Raw genomic sequence first — 17747 nt, 5'->3', positions numbered from 1 at the left:
TTATGAAGTTAACCATAATCATTAAGATTTAGAAATTTAAACATTTCCTTTGAATTCATTTTTTAAAATTAATTAATATAATCGCTTTCTTTAAAATAATGAAATCTTAAAATTATCTTTTTGAACAATTTTAAATACTGCTAAACATACGCATATATTTTATATAGACTTGGATAAAGATATATTTATACAAAAAATAAATTTACTTTACTGATCGTGTTAGAATGTTAAACGATTAATATTTTAAAATACTTTTAATCTCATTGAGGGGTAAGATGCTTTAATGTTGGGTGTGGAGGATTACCAAAGTGGGTAAAGATTTATTAAATAATTGTATAAGTAGATTTTCAATTCGTAAACTCAATGTAGCCGTGTGCTCTGTCTTACTTGGAACTCTTGTGATGTTTGGTACTGATAACAAAGTTTTAACAGACGAGTTAACTACAGAAGTTCAAACAGTGCCGCTACACCACTAGTCAAGATGCACAACTATAATAGTACATTGGCATTAATTATTGCGAGCGAAGCAACAAGTGAAACTGCAACATCAGTTACAGATAGCCAAGCAAGAGTTAAAGCTGAAGCTTCTCAATCTACAGATAATGGTAGTGGAACTGATAAATCGATGGATTCATCAAGTCAAACATCAGAAGCCAAGAATCATGAATCATCTTTCATAGCTCAAGCCTCCTTAGAGAATTTGGTAGTTGCTAACGGTTAGACAAATACTTCAGCACTTGCTGTAAATAATGAATTAGAGGCAACTGAGGTAGCCATAATGAATACTGAATCAGATTACTGATAACAACGGCTATACAACTGATTGAGTTTCTAAAGACAAAGAAGCACATTCTTCTATAAATGAAGTCTGGGATAGCATGGATGGACTATATATTCCATATTCCAACTGTTACTCCAAAAGAACTTGAAGGGGAAGACAAGACATCTATGGATGTTCAAGGAGTTAGTCAAACTGCTACTCCAGAATTCGCTATTGAAGGAACAAATAATAATAATGAGAAAGTTAAAATCACACCTGATTTTGATTATCTGTCCAAGCTTGTCGATCCAACAACTGGAAATGTAATCAATGATCCTGTTTTGACTGTAGAAGGAAAAGAAATCTACTTATATGAGCTGACTGTATAGGTTACCTTTGTACCAGACCCAGGATTTACTGGGACTGCCAAGGGTGTAACAGTTTCTCTTACGGCTTCAGTTGGTCGTGATAGAGATGGTAGAATGTCAGATAATGCTCTTAAGACTGCAACTGATAAGTATAGACCAACTGTCACACCAGTTACTTCAGTTGGTAATAAGAGTGCAACTCAAACAGGAAAGCCAATCTTTATAGAAGGTGACAGCCGTGTATCAATAAATGATGCCGTTCCAGTTACATTTGAAGATAGCACCACTACCAAGACTATTTCATGTCTTGGTAGTTACAAGGTAGCTGCAGATGGTACAGTAACATTCACACCAGAAACTGAACTTACAGGACCTGTCCCAGCAGTTACAGTGGTTCATGAAGATGTGAACGGAACTAAGGATTCAGCGACCTACCCACCTACTCTGTATTGCCAGTTAGGTCATTTGTAGATAAGAATGGTAAGGAAATTCCAGGAAATCCTACAGTTGATGGGGAACAAGCAAAAGCTGAATTTTCTTGTTCCCCAACAGAAGATGGCGAACAAGAGAAGAAAGAAATCCCGAGTTATTAATTTGAGAAGAGTAGTAGATGAAAATGGTAATACTCAGCACATCTACTAACATACTGTGACTCCAACTCCAGGGTCACAGATAACTCCACAATCACAACCAGAACCTGAAGATACTAAGGATTTTGTCCATCCAGAAACTGGTAGTGAGAGTTCAGATCTTGCATTTGTTGGTCTGGCAATTCTTCTAGCAGAAATGGGATTCTATACTTGAAAACGACGCAAATGTTGAAATCAATTAGCAGTCGTTTAGGGCAGTAGAATTCTGATTCCAATCAATATAGACCTCACAACATTTGTTATGGGGTCTATTTGTATACCCATGCGTGATACTTTCCTAAGTCGTCAGAGTTGACTTTGCCTTTTAGGAAGTGTAAGCTATACTTCAGTTAAAGGATTATAAGGAGGTCCTACCATGATTGAAATTTCTTATCTAAATGCAGCTAAGCAAGAATGCCATATCTCATTTGAAGATTACAATGAATTCGTTAGAGCTCAGCAAGCCTGTTGGATTGCCATACCAGACTCAACGCCAGTAACTAAGGTAACCATCAACGGCCATGATATTGAATACAAAGGACAATTCGGTGACCTTTACTTCCATATTATGAAGTTAGACTTAGCTCAATATCAGTAAGAAAAAATGAGAAAAAAACCAGAAGCTATCTTCTGGTTTTTTCTTCTTTAAAAGTTTTTTTATAAATTAAGAATATTGCTAGTTAACTGAAAATGACTTACAATAGAGAGTAAGAATTTATATAAGGAGACTGATATGAAAAACAAGCGTTTAATTTTGACTTTGGTTTTCTTAGCTATCTTGACGCTCGGCTCTATTGGTACAGATCTGTTCAAAAAAGAACAGCAAAATACCCATAAGGTTGTTAAAGTTGGAATCCTCCAGTTCGTCACTCATGATGCCCTGGATCAAATCGAGAAAGGTATTGAGGATGGACTTAAGGAAGCTGGCTATAAAGGGGACAAGGTTCAAATTACCCTCCTAAATGCCGAAGGGGACCAATCGAAGATTCAAACCATGTCTAAACAATTGGTCAACGATAAAAATGATGTTGTTATCGGTATTGCAACGCCAGCAGCTCAGGGACTAGCGGCAGCTACCAAGGATATTCCAGTCATTATGGGAGCTATCTCAGATCCTGTTGGGGCTAAATTAGTTAAGGATCTCAAGCATCCGGAAGGTAATGTCACAGGAACTTCCAATCAAGTACCTATTAAGCAGACAGTAGAATTGGTCAAATCACTGACACCAAACGCCAAAACAATTGGTATTCTCTACGCTTCAAGTGAAGACAATTCCAAATCACAGGTTGAAAGCTTTAAAAAATATGCTGAACAAGACGGTTTAAATGTGGTTGAATACGCTGTACCATCAACCAATGAAATCAACACAACCATGTCAGTAATGACTGGTAAGGTTGACGTCATCTGGATACCTCAGGATAATACCATTGCATCAGCTTTCTCAACAGTAATCTCTTTAGCCAATCAAGCTAAGATTCCCGTTTATACAACTGTTGATACCATGGTTAAAGAAGGCGGTTTGGCCTCAGTTGCTCAAAACCAATATGAGCTTGGAAAAGCTACAGCCCGTAGTGCTGTTAAAGTTCTTAAAGGTAAAAAAGTTAAGGATGTCCCAGTTGATGTGATTGATGATGGGACTCCAACGCTAAACCTTAAAGTTGCTCGAGATCTTCACATCACCATACCTGATGATGTGCTTAAGCAGTCAGACATTGCTGTTAAAGCTGATGAATAAGGAGGACTTATGATTATTTCATCCATTTATCAGGGTCTTCTATACGGAATCTTAGGTCTTGGGATTTACATGACTTTCCGTATCTTAGATTTTCCTGATTTAACGACAGAAGGTTCCTTCCCTTTAGGTGGGGCAGTAGCAGTAACCCTCATGAATTTTGGTTGGAACCCTATCTTTGCGACCTTGGTTTCTGTAATAGCCGGCTGTCTTGCTGGTCTAGTGACTGGTCTCCTTTATACGAAAGGAGAAATTCCAACGATATTGGCAGGAATTCTGGTCATGACTTCCCTTAACTCAGTCATGCTTATGATAATGGGAAGAGCCAATCTAGGTCTCCTTGATATTAAGACAATTCAAGATCTGTTTCCTTTTAGTAAGGATTACAACCTCTTAATCGTTGGTCTCTTAGCTGTAACTATTGTTATTGCTTCCTTGATTGCCTTTCTTAACACGCGCCTAGGCCAAGCCTACATTGCTACTGGTGATAACCGCGATATGGCCAAATCTTTCGGTATCAATACGGATTCAATGGAAGTGATGGGACTTGTTATCTCAAATGGTATTATTGCCCTCTCAGGAGCCTTGATTAGTCAACAGGACGGTTATGCCGACGTTTCAAAAGGGATTGGGGTTATAGTCATCGGACTTGCCAGCATTATCATTGGTGAAGTCTTGTACGAGACTAACTTGACCTTGTTGGAACGATTGATTGCCATCTGTGTAGGTTCAATCCTTTATCAGTTCCTTTTGACAGCTGTAATCGCTTTTGGCTTTAACACTAACTACCTAAAACTCTTTAGTGCGATTGTTCTAGCCCTTTGCTTGATTTCGCCTGTCCTGCGCCGAAAATTCTATAAGGGGGTGAGCTTATCACGATGACAGCTATTGTAGAACTCAAAGATGCAACTGTTAAGGTTAATAACGGTTTTGACACCGAAAAAATCATTTTGGATCATGTCAATCTTACCATTAGGGAAGGTGATTTTATTACCATCCTTGGTGGAAATGGTGCCGGAAAATCAACCCTCTTCAACGTCATTGCAGGAACCCTCATGTTGACTAGTGGTCAGATTTTTATCATGGGTGAGGAGGTTACGGCTCTACCTGCTGAGAAGCGTGCCAAACACCTCTCACGTGTTTTCCAAGATCCTAAAATGGGAACTGCTCCTCGAATGACTGTTGCGGAAAACCTTTTGATTGCCAAATACCGTGGCGAAAAACGAGGCCTTAAATCACGTCATCTTCACCTATATACCGAGGAGTTTCAAGGTTTGATTGAACGGATTAGTAACGGTCTGGAAAAACACCTGGAAACACCAGCGGGTCTTCTATCAGGTGGTCAGCGTCAAGCCCTTAGCCTCTTAATGGCGACACTTAAACGTCCTGAGCTCTTGCTCTTAGATGAGCACACCGCAGCCTTGGATCCTAAGACAAGTGTGGCTCTTATGAAGTTGACTGATGAGTTTGTGACGAGAGACCATCTTACAGCCTTGATGATTACCCATCACATGGAAGATGCTCTAAAATATGGGAACCGTCTTATCGTTATGAAGGATGGACAAATCATTAAAGATCTTACCAAGGAAGAAAAGGATCAATTGGATATCGCAGACTACTACGCTATGTTCGAGTAGGCCCAGATTGACTCTAAATTGTAAAATAAGCCAAAAAGTTGTATACTTAAAGAGTATACAACTTTTTTGTTGTGGCCTGTAAATCGACAAGGAGACTGTTCGCATGAACGTTCAGCTTCTTGGACCGTCTGTATAAATAGGCTCTAGAAGAGAGTCAAACTAAAAAGGAGAAAAACAAGCATGAGCGATATTAAAATTATTGCCCTAGGTGGAGTGCGTGAAAATGCTAAGAACCTCTATATTGTTGAAATTAACGACTCTATCTTTATCTTGGATGCTGGTCTAAGGTATCCTGAGAATGAACAATTAGGTGTTGACTTTGTTATCCCTAATTTAGATTATTTGGTTGAAAATAAAGACCGTATCCAGGGGATTTTCTTGACGCATGGGCACGCTGATGCCATTGGTGCCCTACCTTATATCTTGCAAGACGCCAAAGTACCAGTCTTTGGGTCATCACTTACTATTGAGTTAGCTAAGCTTTTTGTAAAAAATGCTGGCGTTAATAAATTCAATAATTTCCATGTCATTGACTCAGAAACTGAAATTGAATTCGATGATGCAGTGGTCTCATTCTTTAAGACAACTCACTCTATCCCAGAATCAATGGGGATTGTTCTTGGGACGGACCGAGGCAATATTGTCTATACTGGTGATTTCAAGTTTGACCAAGCTGCTCGCCCTTACTACAAAACTGATTTAGGTCGCTTGGCTGAAATCGGTCGAGAAGGTGTCTTGGCCCTCTTGTCAGACTCAGCAAATGCGACAAGTACTGAACAAACAGCTTCAGAAGCAGAAGTTGGCCAAGAGATTGACCAAGTTATTGCCGATGCAGATGGACGTGTTATTATTGCAGCAGTTGCCTCAAACTTGGTTCGTATTCAACAAGTCTTTGATTCAGCTGCTGAACATGGACGTCGCGTTGTTCTTACAGGTTTTGACGTTGAAAATATTGTTCGTACAGCTATCCGTCTTAAGAAATTGACTGTGGAGCATGAGAAGCTCATTGTTAAACCAAAGGATATGAACAAGTTCGAAGACCACGAGTTGATTATCCTCGAAAATGGACGTATGGGAGAGCCAATCGACGGTCTTCAAAAAATGGCAGTTGGCCGTCACCGTTATGTTCAAATCAAAGATGGGGACTTAGTTTATATCGTAACCACACCAAGTATTGCTAAAGAAGCAGCGGTCGCACGCGTAAACAATGCTATCTATAAGGCTGGTGGGACTGTTAAGATGATTACACAGAATCTTCGTGTATCTGGACATGCCAATGCTCGTGAGCTTCAATTGATGCTGAATCTTCTTCGTCCACAGTATCTTTTCCCAGTCCAAGGGGAGTACCGTGAACTTCAAGCTCATGCTGAGTTAGCCCTTGAAGTTGGGATCCTTCCAGAAAACATCTACATTGTTAAGCGTGGAGATATCATGCACTTATCAGAGGACCAAGGTTTCCTTCATGAAGGTGCTGTCCCAGCTGGTGATGTTATGATTGATGGTAATGCTATCGGTGATGTTGGAAATATCGTGCTTCGTGACCGTAAGGTCTTGTCTGAAGACGGTATCTTTATCGTTGCTATTACAGTCAATAAAAAGGAGCGTAAGATTGTTTCTAGAGCGCGTGTCAATACGCGTGGCTTCGTCTATGTTAAAAAGAGCCGTGATATCCTAAGTGAGTCTGCTGATATTGTCAATGCAACTGTTGAAAATTACTTGGCAGGAGATAGTTTTGATTGGGGAGAACTTAAAGGTGCGGTTCGCGATGATGTGGCTAAGTTCCTCTTTGACCAAACCAAACGTCGCCCAGCAATTCTTCCAGTTGTTATGGAAGTACGTTAATTAATTATTAGAGTGTGAGTATGTTACTTACATTCATTGATATTAGAAAGTCTCACAAGACTATTTTGAAAAAGAAAAAGCTGGGCTGTCCCAGCTTTTCTATCATTAAGAAAGGAAAAGACAAATGGCTTTTTTTCAAATTGAATACTCATCAGTTGTTCTAGGACAATACCGTCAAGTAGATGTTATCTATCCGGATCGTGATCAGATTGCTGAAACGGAAAGTGATACGGACATTCCAGTCCTTTATCTTCTTCATGGTATGGGGGGGAATCATAATTCTTGGGCCTTCCGTACCAATATTCAGCGTCTCCTTCGTAAGACCAACCTCATTGTCATTATGCCTAATTCTGAAAATGGATGGTATACAAATACTAAATATGGCGTAAGATATTACGATGCCATTGCCAAGGAGCTTCCTCAAGTCATGCAACGTTTTTTCCCAAGTATGACAAAGAAGCGTAAAAAGACTTTTATTGCTGGACTTTCTATGGGTGGCTATGGTTCCTTTAAAATTGCCTTAACCACGAATAACTTTGCTTGCGCAGGTTCCTTCTCTGGTGCCCTTGGTTTATCTACAGAGATGATTATAGATGAGACCATTGAGTCCAAGGAATACTGGCGGGGTGTCTTTGGTGATTTGGAAGGAAAAGATATTGAGCAGCATAAATTGGTTAATTTAGCCAAGCAACATGACAAGAAAACTAAATTTTTTGCTTGGTGTGGTCTGGAAGATTTCCTTTTTGACACTCAAGATCAAGCAGTTGCTGATTTGAAGGCTCTTGGCCTAGATATTGACTACAGTATAGACCATGGAAGACACGAGTGGTATTATTGGGAAAAACAACTAGAGGCCTATTTAGAATGGTTACCTATTGATTACATTAAAGAAGAACGCTTATCCTAATTGGTCAAGTATGTAACATCTTGTCAAAGAGATGATAAAAGCTTAAAGTGATATTTTTTACTTTCTAGAATGATTAGAGCATGATATACTAGGGGAAATTTCGAAAAGGAGGCTCTGTATTGAAAAAATTATTGAGAGTAATCTTCTATATTCCCAAACTTCTCTTACGATTTATATGGAATCTTATTTGGGCTATTTTTAAACTTGCCCTTATCCTAGCCATAGTTGGTTATGGACTTATCTATTATGCTAACAACTCTTCAAGTACCTTAGCTACAAACATTAACCGTGCCTTTCGACAAGTTGAGCTAGGTTTTAGTGGGACCAATACAAGTGATGTTGAAAAGGTCGTTTCAAACCTATCGACGACAGATACAATTCCTGAGTCTAATGGTGCCAGATGGGCACAAAATACAGCTAGCATCTATATTCAATCTACAGATGAAACCTTGGTAGCTGCTTATAAGGAAGCTATCACAAACTGGAACAAAACGGGTGCTTTCATCTTTACTCTGACAGATGATGCGTCAACAGCTGATATTGTTGCGACAGACTATTCCGATGCTAATTCACAAGCAGCTGGTCTAGCGGATAGTCAGACTAATATTTTAACAAATCGTATCACTCATGTGGATGTTAAGTTGAATCGTTATTTCCTCTTGAATAGTGATTTTGGTTATACCCACAAACGTATTGTTAATACGGCCGAGCACGAATTGGGGCATGCCATTGGCTTGGATCACGATGACTCTAAGACATCAGTTATGCAATCAGCGGGTTCTTATTACGGTATTCAACAGGAGGATATTGATACGGTTCATGCCCTTTATGCCAATTAAGGAGGTCTGTCATGCGTTATATTAAACACCTTGTTAGGCGTTACCCTATGCAAAGCTTTCTCATTCTTTTCAATGCTGGGGTATTTACCTGGTTGCAAACAACGGGAACCATGATTGCCTACCGTTTGGATTTATCAGGTGATGATATTTGGATCTATATTCCCACTTGGGTAAACACCTTAACTAGCCACTCCCTTGAGAATATTCGAACCCTATATGGTGCCTCAGGTTTGACTTGGCTAATGACATCTATGATTATAACCTGGTTCGTGACTTTTCTTAAAGGTCTTATGAGAGCCGTAGTTCTTGTGCTTGTCATTGCTATTGGTTTATGGCTTGTCTATCGACATTTCGAACTCTTGCAAAATTTAAAACTGTCCTAAGGGGTAGTTTTTTTAGGATATTACGGCGTTTATTTTCTGAAAAAGTATGATATAATATAGCTAATTTATTATTTTGGAGGACATTATGGCTTTAGCAAAAATCGTTTATGCCAGTATGACCGGTAATACGGAAGAAATCGCAGATATTGTTGCCAAAAAATTGGAAGAATTGGGTCACACTGTGGATGTAGACGAGTGTACAACGGTTGATGCCGCTGATTTTGAAGATGCGGACATCTGTATCGTAGCGACTTACACTTATGGTGATGGTGAGTTGCCAGATGAAATCGTTGACTTTTACGAAGATTTGGCTGACCTTGACTTGTCAGGTAAAATCTTTGGTGTTGTAGGTTCAGGAGATACCTTCTACGATTATTTCTGTCATTCAGTGGATGAGTTTGAAAATCAATTCACATTCACAGGAGCGACTAAGGGTGCTGATAGCGTCAAGGTTGACCTTTCTGCTGAAGATGAAGATATCGAAAACCTTGAAGCTTTCGCTGAAAAAATTTCAGAAGCATTAGCATAAGAAAAAAGCAGAGTAAAGTCTGCTTTTATTGTAGTTAAAATGGAGTTTTTATGAATGAAATAGAAAGAGATTTTAGGACGCAATCTCAACATCTTCTTTGGTCCGTTTGGCGAGGGCTCTTAGTGGGGGTGACGGCAGGAGCAGTGGTCAGTCTTTTTCGCTGGTTAATTGCCAAAGGGGCCGAGTTTTCTGTAGCTATATACAAAGACGCCCTTCATAATCCACATCTGATTTTGGGAATTGTCCTGGTTAATCTCTTGATTGCACTTTTTATTGGTTACCTTATTAAGCAGGAAAAAGACATCAAGGGCTCAGGAATTCCCCATGTTGAAGGGGAACTGATGGGGCTCTTACATCCGTCTTGGTGGTCAGTATTATGGCGTAAGTTCGTGGGTGGTGTCCTTGGGATTTCAATGGGACTGATGTTGGGACGTGAGGGCCCTAGTATTCAACTAGGTGCCATGACTGCTAAGGGATTAGCCGAGGGACTTAAGCTCTCTGCACGTGAGAAACGTGTCTTGATTGCTGCAGGAGCAGCAGCAGGATTATCGGCTGCCTTCAATGCCCCGATTGCTGGTCTCTTGTTTGTCGTTGAAGAAGTCTATCATCATTTCTCTCGTCCTGTTTGGGTGACAGCTTTAACGGCATCTTTAGTGGCCAATGCTGTTTCCCTACGCATCTTTGGTCAGGTATCAGTCCTTGCTATGACAGAAAAATTACCAGTATTTCCTTTGAAAGATTATTGGATTCTTATTCTCTTGGGGACTTTTCTAGGTGTGCTTGGATACGGTTATGAGTGGGTTGTCTTACGTATTGGTAAGGTCTACCAAGGGTTAGGGAAAATCTTCCACTTGCCATCTCATTTTTATGGCCTTTTGGCAGTTCTGTTTATCATTCCTATTGGTCTTTATTTTCCACATCTTTTAGGTGGTGGAAATGAATTGATTCTTGCTTTAAATGGTTTACATCCTGCTCTAACTGTGGCCATCCTCTATTTGGCTATTCGCTTTGTTTGGAGTATGTTGTCCTTTGGTTCAGGATTTCCTGGTGGGATTTTCCTTCCAATTTTAACTCTAGGTGCTCTTTCTGGTAGCGTTTTTGCGGCAGCTTTTGAAAATCTAGGATTCTTACAAGTCAGTCAGTTCCCTATTTTTATCATTCTTGGTATGGCTGGTTATTTCGGCGCGGTATCTAAGGCACCGCTAACTGCTATGATTTTAGTGACTGAGATGGTGGGGAACCTTCACCAATTGATGACAATTGGAGTCGTGACCCTGATTGCCTATCTAGTCATGGATTTCATGGGAGGAGAACCTGTCTATGAAGCCATGCTTCACAATCTAATCGCTCACGAACCAAAACAAGTTGATAATATACCGACGATGATTGATTTACCAGTTACAGATAGTTTAGCTGGTCGATTGGTTAAGGATTTAACTTTACCTGACGGGGTTTTGATTTCCACTCAGATTTTTCAAGACCAGTCTGAGGTTGTTCACGGAGACACACGTCTAAAAGCAGGAGCAACCCTGTATCTGGTTGTTAATGAAAGTAATATCAGTCAGGTAAGAAAACTCTTTTTATAATCAATTCAAAGGCTTGAGGCTCTTTTGTCCTCAGGTCATTTTTGTTATAATGGAGAGAAAAAAAGGAGGTCAGTATGGACTTAAATGAGATTCGCCAACAGATTGACTCCGTTGATAATGAGATTGTGGCTTTGTTGGAAGAACGTATGAAATTGGTAACTCGAGTAAGTGCTTATAAACAACGCACTGGAAAGGCGATTTATGATCCCGAACGAGAGCAAGCCCTGCTAGACAAGGTAGGCGCTAGTGTTCTTAATCCTGAATATAAAGAAGCTATCGTCGCAAGTTTTGCGGATATTATGAAGCATTCACGTACTTATCAAGCAAGTAAGCTAGAAGAAAAGTAGGCCCCTAGGATGAAAGTAAGACAATTAAGTGATAGTAAAGGTCTTTCTTACTTACATTTAGTAATGTTAAGTCTTTATGCAATTTTGTTAGGGGTACTGGTTGGACTGATTGATGCTGTTTTTGGGCGCGTGCTTATAGGACTCTCGGAATTTCGTGACCACCATCTCTTTTATCTAGTCCCGGCACTTCCTTTAGCAGGTCTTTTGATAGTTTACCTCTACCAAAAGTTTGCTGGTAAGGCAGCGCAGGGAATGGGCTTGATTTTCAAGGTTGGACATAATGAGGAGGATCAAGTTCCCCTAAGGTTAATTCCACTGGTGACTGTAACCACATGGCTGACCCACCTTTTCGGGGGATCCGCAGGTCGTGAGGGAGTTGCTGTACAACTAGGGGCCACAGTTTCTCATGCTTTTAGTCGCTATTTTAAGCTCCCTAATGCTTCATGCATTTTCTTGACCATGGGAATGGCCGCTGGTTTTGGAGGACTCTTCCAAACACCAATCGCTGCGACCTTCTTTGCACTTGAGGTCTTGACCTTAGGACAGTTAAGCCTGCCAATCTTAGTACCGACTCTTATTGCATCTTTTATGGCTAGTACAACAAGCCATCTCTTAGGTCTTGAAAAATTTAGCCACTTTGTATCCAAAAGTTTGACTATTGACCTTGAGACGTTTATGAAATTAGCTCTTTTAGGTTTGGCCTTTGGTCTAGCAGGAAACCTCTTTGCTTATCTCTTGTCACTAGCTAAAAAGAAAGTAGCAAGTTTGCTCCCCAATCCCTATTATCGTGTTCTCTTAGGAGGTGTCGTCTTAACCTGTCTTCTTTTGATTTTGTGTAAGGGACGCTATACAGGGCTTGGAACGAATTTGATTGCTTTAAGTGTTGATGGTGGGACCATTTATCCATTGGATTGGCTCTTTAAACTTCTCTTGACTGTCTTTACCTTATCTCTTGGATTCCAAGGAGGAGAAGTAACCCCTTTGTTTGCCATCGGAGCAAGTCTTGGTGCTGTGCTAGCACCCATTCTTGGTCTTCCTATCTCTCTTGTAGCAGGTCTTGGTTATTTGTCGGTCTTTGGTAGTAGCACCAATACTCTATTAGCACCGATTTTTATTGGTATTGAGGTCTTTGGCCCCGCTAATGCAATCCCTTATGCGATTGTCATGGCTTTTGCTTATATTATCAATCATAAGACAAGTATTTATGGTCAACAAAAAATGCTAGAAATGCAATAAGATACTAGACATCCTGATAATTTTTTGATAAGATACTAAGAGTGTGTAATGGACACACAAAAATAACGGCTAATCCGCTGGGACACAGAGGTTGCTCTTAAGATTAGTAAGATAGGAGTATATAAAAATGAATCCATTGATCCAAAGTTTGACAGAAGGTCAACTTCGTACTGACATCCCATCATTCCGTCCTGGTGACACTGTTCGCGTTCACGCAAAAGTTGTCGAAGGAACTCGCGAACGTATCCAGATCTTTGAAGGTGTAGTTATTTCACGCAAAGGTCAAGGGATCTCAGAAATGTACACAGTTCGTAAAATCTCAAGCGGTATCGGTGTAGAACGTACTTTCCCAATCCACACTCCACGTGTTGATAAGATTGAAGTTGTACGCTACGGTAAAGTCCGCCGTGCTAAACTTTACTACTTGCGTGCTTTGCAAGGTAAAGCTGCACGTATCAAAGAAATCCGTAAATAATTTACAGATTTCACTGAAAAAATCTGTCCTCGTGGCAGATTTTTTAATAAGTCCTCTTAGTTAAATGGATATAACAACTCCCTCCTAAGGAGTCGTTGCTGGTTCGATTCCGGCAGGGGACATTTTTAATCCTTTAACCATGCGGTTTTAAAGCTACTTTGCCCCAAATCTGCCTCAATTTTTATTTAAAGTTGTTTGACACCTATTACGAGATAGGTGTTTTTTAATACCTTGAATTGTGCACTTATATTGTATATTCAAGACTAAAAAACCCCAGTTAGATTTAGTTTCTAATTGGGGTTATCTCCTGAATACTTGATGATTCTGAGCAATTTTTTGATTTAATTTACAATTAAACTTGAGTTAGCGCTTGATGAAGATTGTGGATACTCATAAGTACTGTTATCAGCATTAGTGCTCCACTCATTGATTTCATTGAATGAGCTATATTGAACACGTTCTCCATCGCTGTTAGTGACATATGAACCATCTTCTGGACCGCCCCAACCTCGTCCCCTTCAAAGGAATTTGGTTCTTCTTGAGAACCTTCTTTATGAGGAGGCGTATTGCTATTTTGCTTCTGACTTGATTGTTGAGAAGGAGAAGATGCTTGGTCCTTATCCTTCTCTTTAGAATTCCTTGTTTTATCATCCGTCGAAGTAGCTGTCGAGGAGTTGGTGGTAGTTTTCTTATGAGACGAGCTATTCTTAGATGATTGGAAAGATGATGAGTGATGTGTTTTTGTTTCTGGTTTTTCAGGTTCTTTGGAATGTTTTGATAAAATAGTTAAGAAAGAGAATACAGTCCAGTCATTAAAACAAAAGTCATAATAATAACTTTTTTATTATATTTTTTTCTTTTCATGTTTGGCTCCGTTCTTAGTCATAGCTGAAAGGAAAAAAATGCAGAGAAAAACCAGGTTTCCCTGGCCATAACTTTTAGCGACTTACACGACGGCGAGCTGCTTTTTTACGGTTTTCTTCGATGAAAGCCAATTTCTTTTTTTCTGGTTCGATGATTGTTTTCTTAACTGCGAAAACAGCTCCTGCTACAGTAGCAGCAGTTCCGAGAATGCCAGTAGCGACACCTTTAGCAAATGAATGTTTTTTAGCCATGAGACTATCCTCCGTATATGTTATAATATACTTACATTATCTAAAAAAATATCTAGAATAGCAAGTGAAATGATTATGAAAACCAAACTTATTGTAGTAGCTGGACCTACTGCTGTGGGAAAAACGGCGCTTGGAATCGAATTGGCTGAGCGTTTTAATGGAGAGATAATCTCGGGAGATAGCCAGCAGGTTTATCGACAACTGAATATAGGAACTGCAAAGGCCACTCCTGAAGAACAAGCAGCAGCTGTACATCATTTAATCGATGTCCGTGATGTAGATGAGTCCTATTCAGCCTATGATTTTGTGACAGAGGCGCAGGCTGCCATCACTGATATTGTTAGTCGTGGCAAGTTGCCTATCATTGTAGGGGGAACAGGTCTTTATTTACAGAGCCTTTTAGAAGGTTATCATCTAGGGGGGCAAGTTGACCAAAATCAGGTTTTAGCCTGCCGTTCAGAACTAGAGCAATTATCTGATCAGCAGCTTTTCGAAAAGATTGATAGCTTAGGTATAGAGATCAAAGAGATAAATCGTCGTCGCGCCATTAGAGCACTTGAGCTTTATCGTTTTTCGGACAATCTTGAAAATACTGAGACCTGTTATGAACCCTTTATAATTGGCTTGGATGACGAGCGTTCCCTGATTTATGACCGTATTAATACACGAGTTGACAAGATGGTTGAACTTGGGCTCTTAGAAGAAGCTGAGTGGCTTTACGATAATTTTCCGGAGGCCCAGTCGGCTCGTGGAATTGGCTACAAGGAATTATTTCCTTATTTTTCTGGGGAACAAACTTTAGATGATGCCTTAGAAAAACTCAAGCAAAATACCCGTCGATTTGCTAAACGTCAATTAACCTGGTTTAGAAATCGGATGACGGTAAGGTTCTATCAAATTTCTAGTCCAGAATATCCTGAAAATGTTATACAAGATCTTGCTATATTTTTTAATGAAGAGGAAGGAGAAAAGTAGGTCGATCTTAGTATCCAGGACCTATCTTTGCTATAATGGTAGTTATGACTAACGAAGAAAAAAAATTAGCTTATGAATTAATGCTTGCTCAGGCTAAGGTGCTATTTGCTAATGAAGACAACGCATTGGCTAATTTTGCCAATGCCTCAGCTCTTTTAAATACAACTTTGCCAAACTCTGTGTTTACAGGTTTCTATCTGATGGATAATATCAAAAATGAGCTAATCCTTGGTCCTTTTCAAGGTAATGTCTCTTGTGTTCGAATTGCCTTAGGTAAGGGTGTTTGTGGCCAATCTGCTGCAGAAAATAGAACCTTGATTGTCCAAGATGTCACTAAACATGCCAACTATATTGCCTGTGATTCTGCTGCTCGGAGTGAAATTGTTGTCCCTATGGAAAAGGGTGGTAAATTAGTTGGTGTTCTTGATTTGGATTCTCACCAAGTAGAAGACTATAACCAGGTGGATCAAGATTATCTGGAAGCATTTGTCAAAATATTACTTGAGAAAACTGATTTTACATTTGGAATGTTTGAGGTAAACTAATGTACCAAGCCCTATACCGAAAATACCGTAGTCAAACCTTTGGCGAAATGGTTGGTCAAAAAGTGATTTCAACCACGCTAAGACAGGCGGTAGAGTCAGGCAAAATCAGCCATGCTTATCTCTTTTCTGGCCCACGTGGTACTGGTAAGACCAGTGCAGCAAAAATTTTTGCCAAAGCAATGAATTGTCCTAATCAGGTCGATGGTGAGCCATGTAACCACTGTGATATCTGTCGTGATATTACTAATGGCAGTCTTGAAGATGTTATTGAGATCGATGCGGCTTCCAATAACGGTGTTGATGAGATTCGTGAAATCCGTGATAAATCAACCTATGCACCAAGTCGTGCCACATACAAGGTCTATATTATTGACGAGGTGCACATGCTGTCGACAGGTGCCTTCAATGCTCTCTTGAAGACTTTGGAAGAACCAACTGAAAATGTTGTTTTTATCCTCGCGACTACAGAGTTACATAAAATCCCAGCAACCATCTTATCCCGTGTTCAACGTTTTGAATTTAAATCGATTAAGCAGGGGGCTATTAAAGAGCATTTAGCTTCAATTCTCGAAAAAGAAGGATTGACTTTTGATGATGAAGCCTTAACCATTATTTCACGTCGTGCAGAAGGTGGTATGCGTGATGCCTTGTCAATCTTAGACCAAGCACTGAGTCTTTCTGCTGACAACAATGTCAGTCAATCCGTTGCCGAAGAAATCACAGGCTCTATTGGTCTTACTGCCTTGGATAGTTTTGTAGCTAGTGTTCGCAATCAGGATACCACAAAAGCCTTATCAAATCTTGAAACGCTCTTTGATAATGGGAAGTCTATGAGTCGGTTTGCGACTGACCTTTTGGAGTATTTCCGTGATCTTTTGATAGTAAAAGCGGGTGGTGAAAATAGTCACCATAGTCCCCTTTTTGAAGAAAACTTATCTTTGGAACAAGACCGACTTTTCCAATTGATTGACTTGGTAACAAGTGCTCTGCCCGAGATTAAAACTGGGACACATCCTAAAATCTATGCTGAGATGTTGACGATTAAACTAACTGAGACAAGTGCTCAAGTAAGACAAGACATCCCGGCTAATTTGCAAGAAGAACTTGACAGTCTTCGTCGTGAGGTAGATAGTCTACGTAAAGCTCTTAAAGAGGGCCCATCTCAAGGAAAAGTAGCACCTACTCGAAAATCCAAAGCTTCTTATCAGTATAAGGTGGATCGTGAGAAAATCCTTACTATTATGCGAGAAACTATGGAGAATCCCCAAAGATCACGCCAGTGTCTGGATGCTCTAAAAGCAACATGGCCTGAGATTTTGGATTCTATCAGCCCTCAAAATAGGGCGCTTTTGAACGGATCAGAACCTGTGTTAGCCAATCAAGAAAATGCTATCCTAGCTTTTAACGCTGCTTTTAATGCTGAACTGGTCATGAAACGAAGTGATCTCAATGATATGTTTGGCAACATCATGAGTTCAGCTGCTGGTTTTTCACCTAATATTATGGCTGTTCCGAAAGCAGAGTTTGAAAAACTCCGAACAGAATTTGCACGAAGCCTCAAATCTAAAGAAGAGCTGGAAAAAGAGGATCGTGAAGAGTACATCCCTCAAGAACTCGAGTTTCTCTCTGATGTAGTAGAAATAGAGGACTAAAAAGGTCCAGTGGACCTTTTTAGGTCCGAGCCAAGAAATGCAAAATCGAGGAGGTCCAGTGGACCTTTTTAGGTCCGGTCCAAGAAATGTATAAGCTAGGGAGAGTTAGTTCTTCTGCCTGAGGTATCTTGTGAGTGTGTTTATCTATCTTAATGGATAATCTTTCTATCATCTAAAAGAGCCTAGACTG

Annotated in this window: 21 protein-coding genes and 1 tRNA gene; 21 read left to right on the top strand and 1 reads right to left on the bottom strand. The window is 39.9% G+C overall.

Annotated elements, in window-relative coordinates; all coding sequences use genetic code 11:
• The first annotated feature begins 290 nt into the window (after positions 1–290).
• From E3C75_RS12310 to E3C75_RS08395, 18 genes are all read left to right on the top strand, one after another.
• Positions 291–476, top strand: a complete 186-nt coding sequence (locus tag E3C75_RS12310) for a YSIRK-type signal peptide-containing protein (protein WP_133264055.1) — start codon at positions 291–293, stop codon at positions 474–476.
• Between the two features lie 26 nt (positions 477–502).
• On the top strand, positions 503–721 hold the full coding sequence (locus E3C75_RS11760; protein ID WP_133264056.1) for a hypothetical protein: 219 nt from the start codon (positions 503–505) through the stop codon (positions 719–721).
• A 161-nt stretch (positions 722–882) separates the two neighbouring features.
• Entirely contained in the window at positions 883–1149 is a 267-nt protein-coding gene (locus E3C75_RS11755; RefSeq protein ID WP_011226111.1) for a hypothetical protein, read from the top strand.
• Between the two features lie 93 nt (positions 1150–1242).
• Positions 1243–1599 carry a hypothetical protein gene (locus tag E3C75_RS11750; RefSeq protein ID WP_223899675.1) on the top strand — a complete coding sequence of 119 codons (357 nt, stop codon included), beginning with the start codon at positions 1243–1245 and terminating at the stop codon, positions 1597–1599.
• Positions 1600–2133: 534 nt separating this feature from the next.
• The gene (locus tag E3C75_RS08460) at positions 2134–2355 is read left to right on the top strand and encodes a DUF4649 family protein (protein WP_002950961.1); all 222 of its coding nucleotides are present in this window, start codon (positions 2134–2136) and stop codon (positions 2353–2355) included.
• A 135-nt stretch (positions 2356–2490) separates the two neighbouring features.
• Positions 2491–3492: a tryptophan ABC transporter substrate-binding protein gene (gene trpX / locus E3C75_RS08455; protein WP_100273214.1), complete on the top strand. Its 1002-nt coding sequence runs from the start codon at positions 2491–2493 to the stop codon at positions 3490–3492.
• Between the two features lie 9 nt (positions 3493–3501).
• Entirely contained in the window at positions 3502–4371 is an 870-nt protein-coding gene (locus tag E3C75_RS08450) for an ABC transporter permease (RefSeq protein WP_014727556.1), read from the top strand.
• Positions 4368–5126, top strand: coding sequence for an ABC transporter ATP-binding protein (locus tag E3C75_RS08445; RefSeq protein WP_014727555.1), 759 nt, complete (start codon positions 4368–4370; stop codon positions 5124–5126). The genes E3C75_RS08450 and E3C75_RS08445 overlap by 4 nt, the downstream gene beginning before the upstream one ends.
• Before the next feature lie 180 nt (positions 5127–5306).
• On the top strand, positions 5307–6968 hold the full coding sequence (locus tag E3C75_RS08440) for a ribonuclease J (RefSeq protein WP_111679625.1): 1662 nt from the start codon (positions 5307–5309) through the stop codon (positions 6966–6968).
• A 124-nt stretch (positions 6969–7092) separates the two neighbouring features.
• Positions 7093–7875 carry an alpha/beta hydrolase gene (locus tag E3C75_RS08435; RefSeq protein ID WP_100262453.1) on the top strand — a complete coding sequence of 261 codons (783 nt, stop codon included), beginning with the start codon at positions 7093–7095 and terminating at the stop codon, positions 7873–7875.
• Positions 7876–7994: 119 nt separating this feature from the next.
• Positions 7995–8714, top strand: a complete 720-nt coding sequence (locus tag E3C75_RS08430) for a matrixin family metalloprotease (protein ID WP_111679624.1) — start codon at positions 7995–7997, stop codon at positions 8712–8714.
• Between the two features lie 11 nt (positions 8715–8725).
• On the top strand, positions 8726–9097 hold the full coding sequence (locus E3C75_RS08425) for a hypothetical protein (RefSeq protein WP_100262455.1): 372 nt from the start codon (positions 8726–8728) through the stop codon (positions 9095–9097).
• 85 nt (positions 9098–9182) lie between these two features.
• Entirely contained in the window at positions 9183–9626 is a 444-nt protein-coding gene (locus tag E3C75_RS08420; protein ID WP_002888085.1) for a flavodoxin, read from the top strand.
• 50 nt (positions 9627–9676) lie between these two features.
• On the top strand, positions 9677–11212 hold the full coding sequence (locus tag E3C75_RS08415; RefSeq protein ID WP_111679623.1) for a ClC family H(+)/Cl(-) exchange transporter: 1536 nt from the start codon (positions 9677–9679) through the stop codon (positions 11210–11212).
• Positions 11213–11286: 74 nt separating this feature from the next.
• Complete coding sequence (locus E3C75_RS08410; protein WP_011226101.1) at positions 11287–11559, top strand: chorismate mutase; 273 nt, start codon at positions 11287–11289, stop codon at positions 11557–11559.
• Positions 11560–11568: 9 nt separating this feature from the next.
• Positions 11569–12795: a voltage-gated chloride channel family protein gene (locus E3C75_RS08405; protein ID WP_014621688.1), complete on the top strand. Its 1227-nt coding sequence runs from the start codon at positions 11569–11571 to the stop codon at positions 12793–12795.
• 127 nt (positions 12796–12922) lie between these two features.
• On the top strand, positions 12923–13270 hold the full coding sequence (gene rplS / locus E3C75_RS08400; RefSeq protein ID WP_002950935.1) for a 50S ribosomal protein L19: 348 nt from the start codon (positions 12923–12925) through the stop codon (positions 13268–13270).
• Positions 13271–13320: 50 nt separating this feature from the next.
• A tRNA-Arg gene (locus E3C75_RS08395) sits at positions 13321–13392 on the top strand.
• Positions 13393–14208: 816 nt separating this feature from the next.
• On the opposite strand, the gene E3C75_RS08390 is transcribed toward E3C75_RS08395, so the two are convergent.
• Positions 14209–14385, bottom strand: a complete 177-nt coding sequence (locus tag E3C75_RS08390) for a DUF3042 family protein (protein WP_014727550.1) — start codon at positions 14383–14385, stop codon at positions 14209–14211.
• A 75-nt stretch (positions 14386–14460) separates the two neighbouring features.
• Here E3C75_RS08390 and miaA point away from each other — a divergent pair, with 75 nt between their 5' ends.
• Genes miaA through dnaX form a run of 3 tightly spaced genes read left to right on the top strand, consistent with a single transcriptional unit; the run spans position 14461 to position 17557 of the window.
• A complete protein-coding gene (gene miaA, locus E3C75_RS08385) occupies positions 14461–15360 on the top strand; it encodes a tRNA (adenosine(37)-N6)-dimethylallyltransferase MiaA (protein ID WP_084828867.1) in 900 nt (299 codons plus the stop codon).
• A gap of 44 nt (positions 15361–15404) precedes the next feature.
• Positions 15405–15905, top strand: coding sequence for a GAF domain-containing protein (locus E3C75_RS08380; protein ID WP_282634675.1), 501 nt, complete (start codon positions 15405–15407; stop codon positions 15903–15905).
• Entirely contained in the window at positions 15905–17557 is a 1653-nt protein-coding gene (gene dnaX, locus E3C75_RS08375) for a DNA polymerase III subunit gamma/tau (RefSeq protein WP_084828865.1), read from the top strand. The genes E3C75_RS08380 and dnaX overlap by 1 nt, the downstream gene beginning before the upstream one ends.
• The last annotated feature ends 190 nt before the right edge of the window (positions 17558–17747 follow it).

This window comes from Streptococcus thermophilus (assembly GCF_010120595.1).
Lineage (GTDB): Bacteria > Bacillota > Bacilli > Lactobacillales > Streptococcaceae > Streptococcus > Streptococcus thermophilus.
This window is presented reverse-complemented; position numbering and strand designations above follow the sequence as displayed.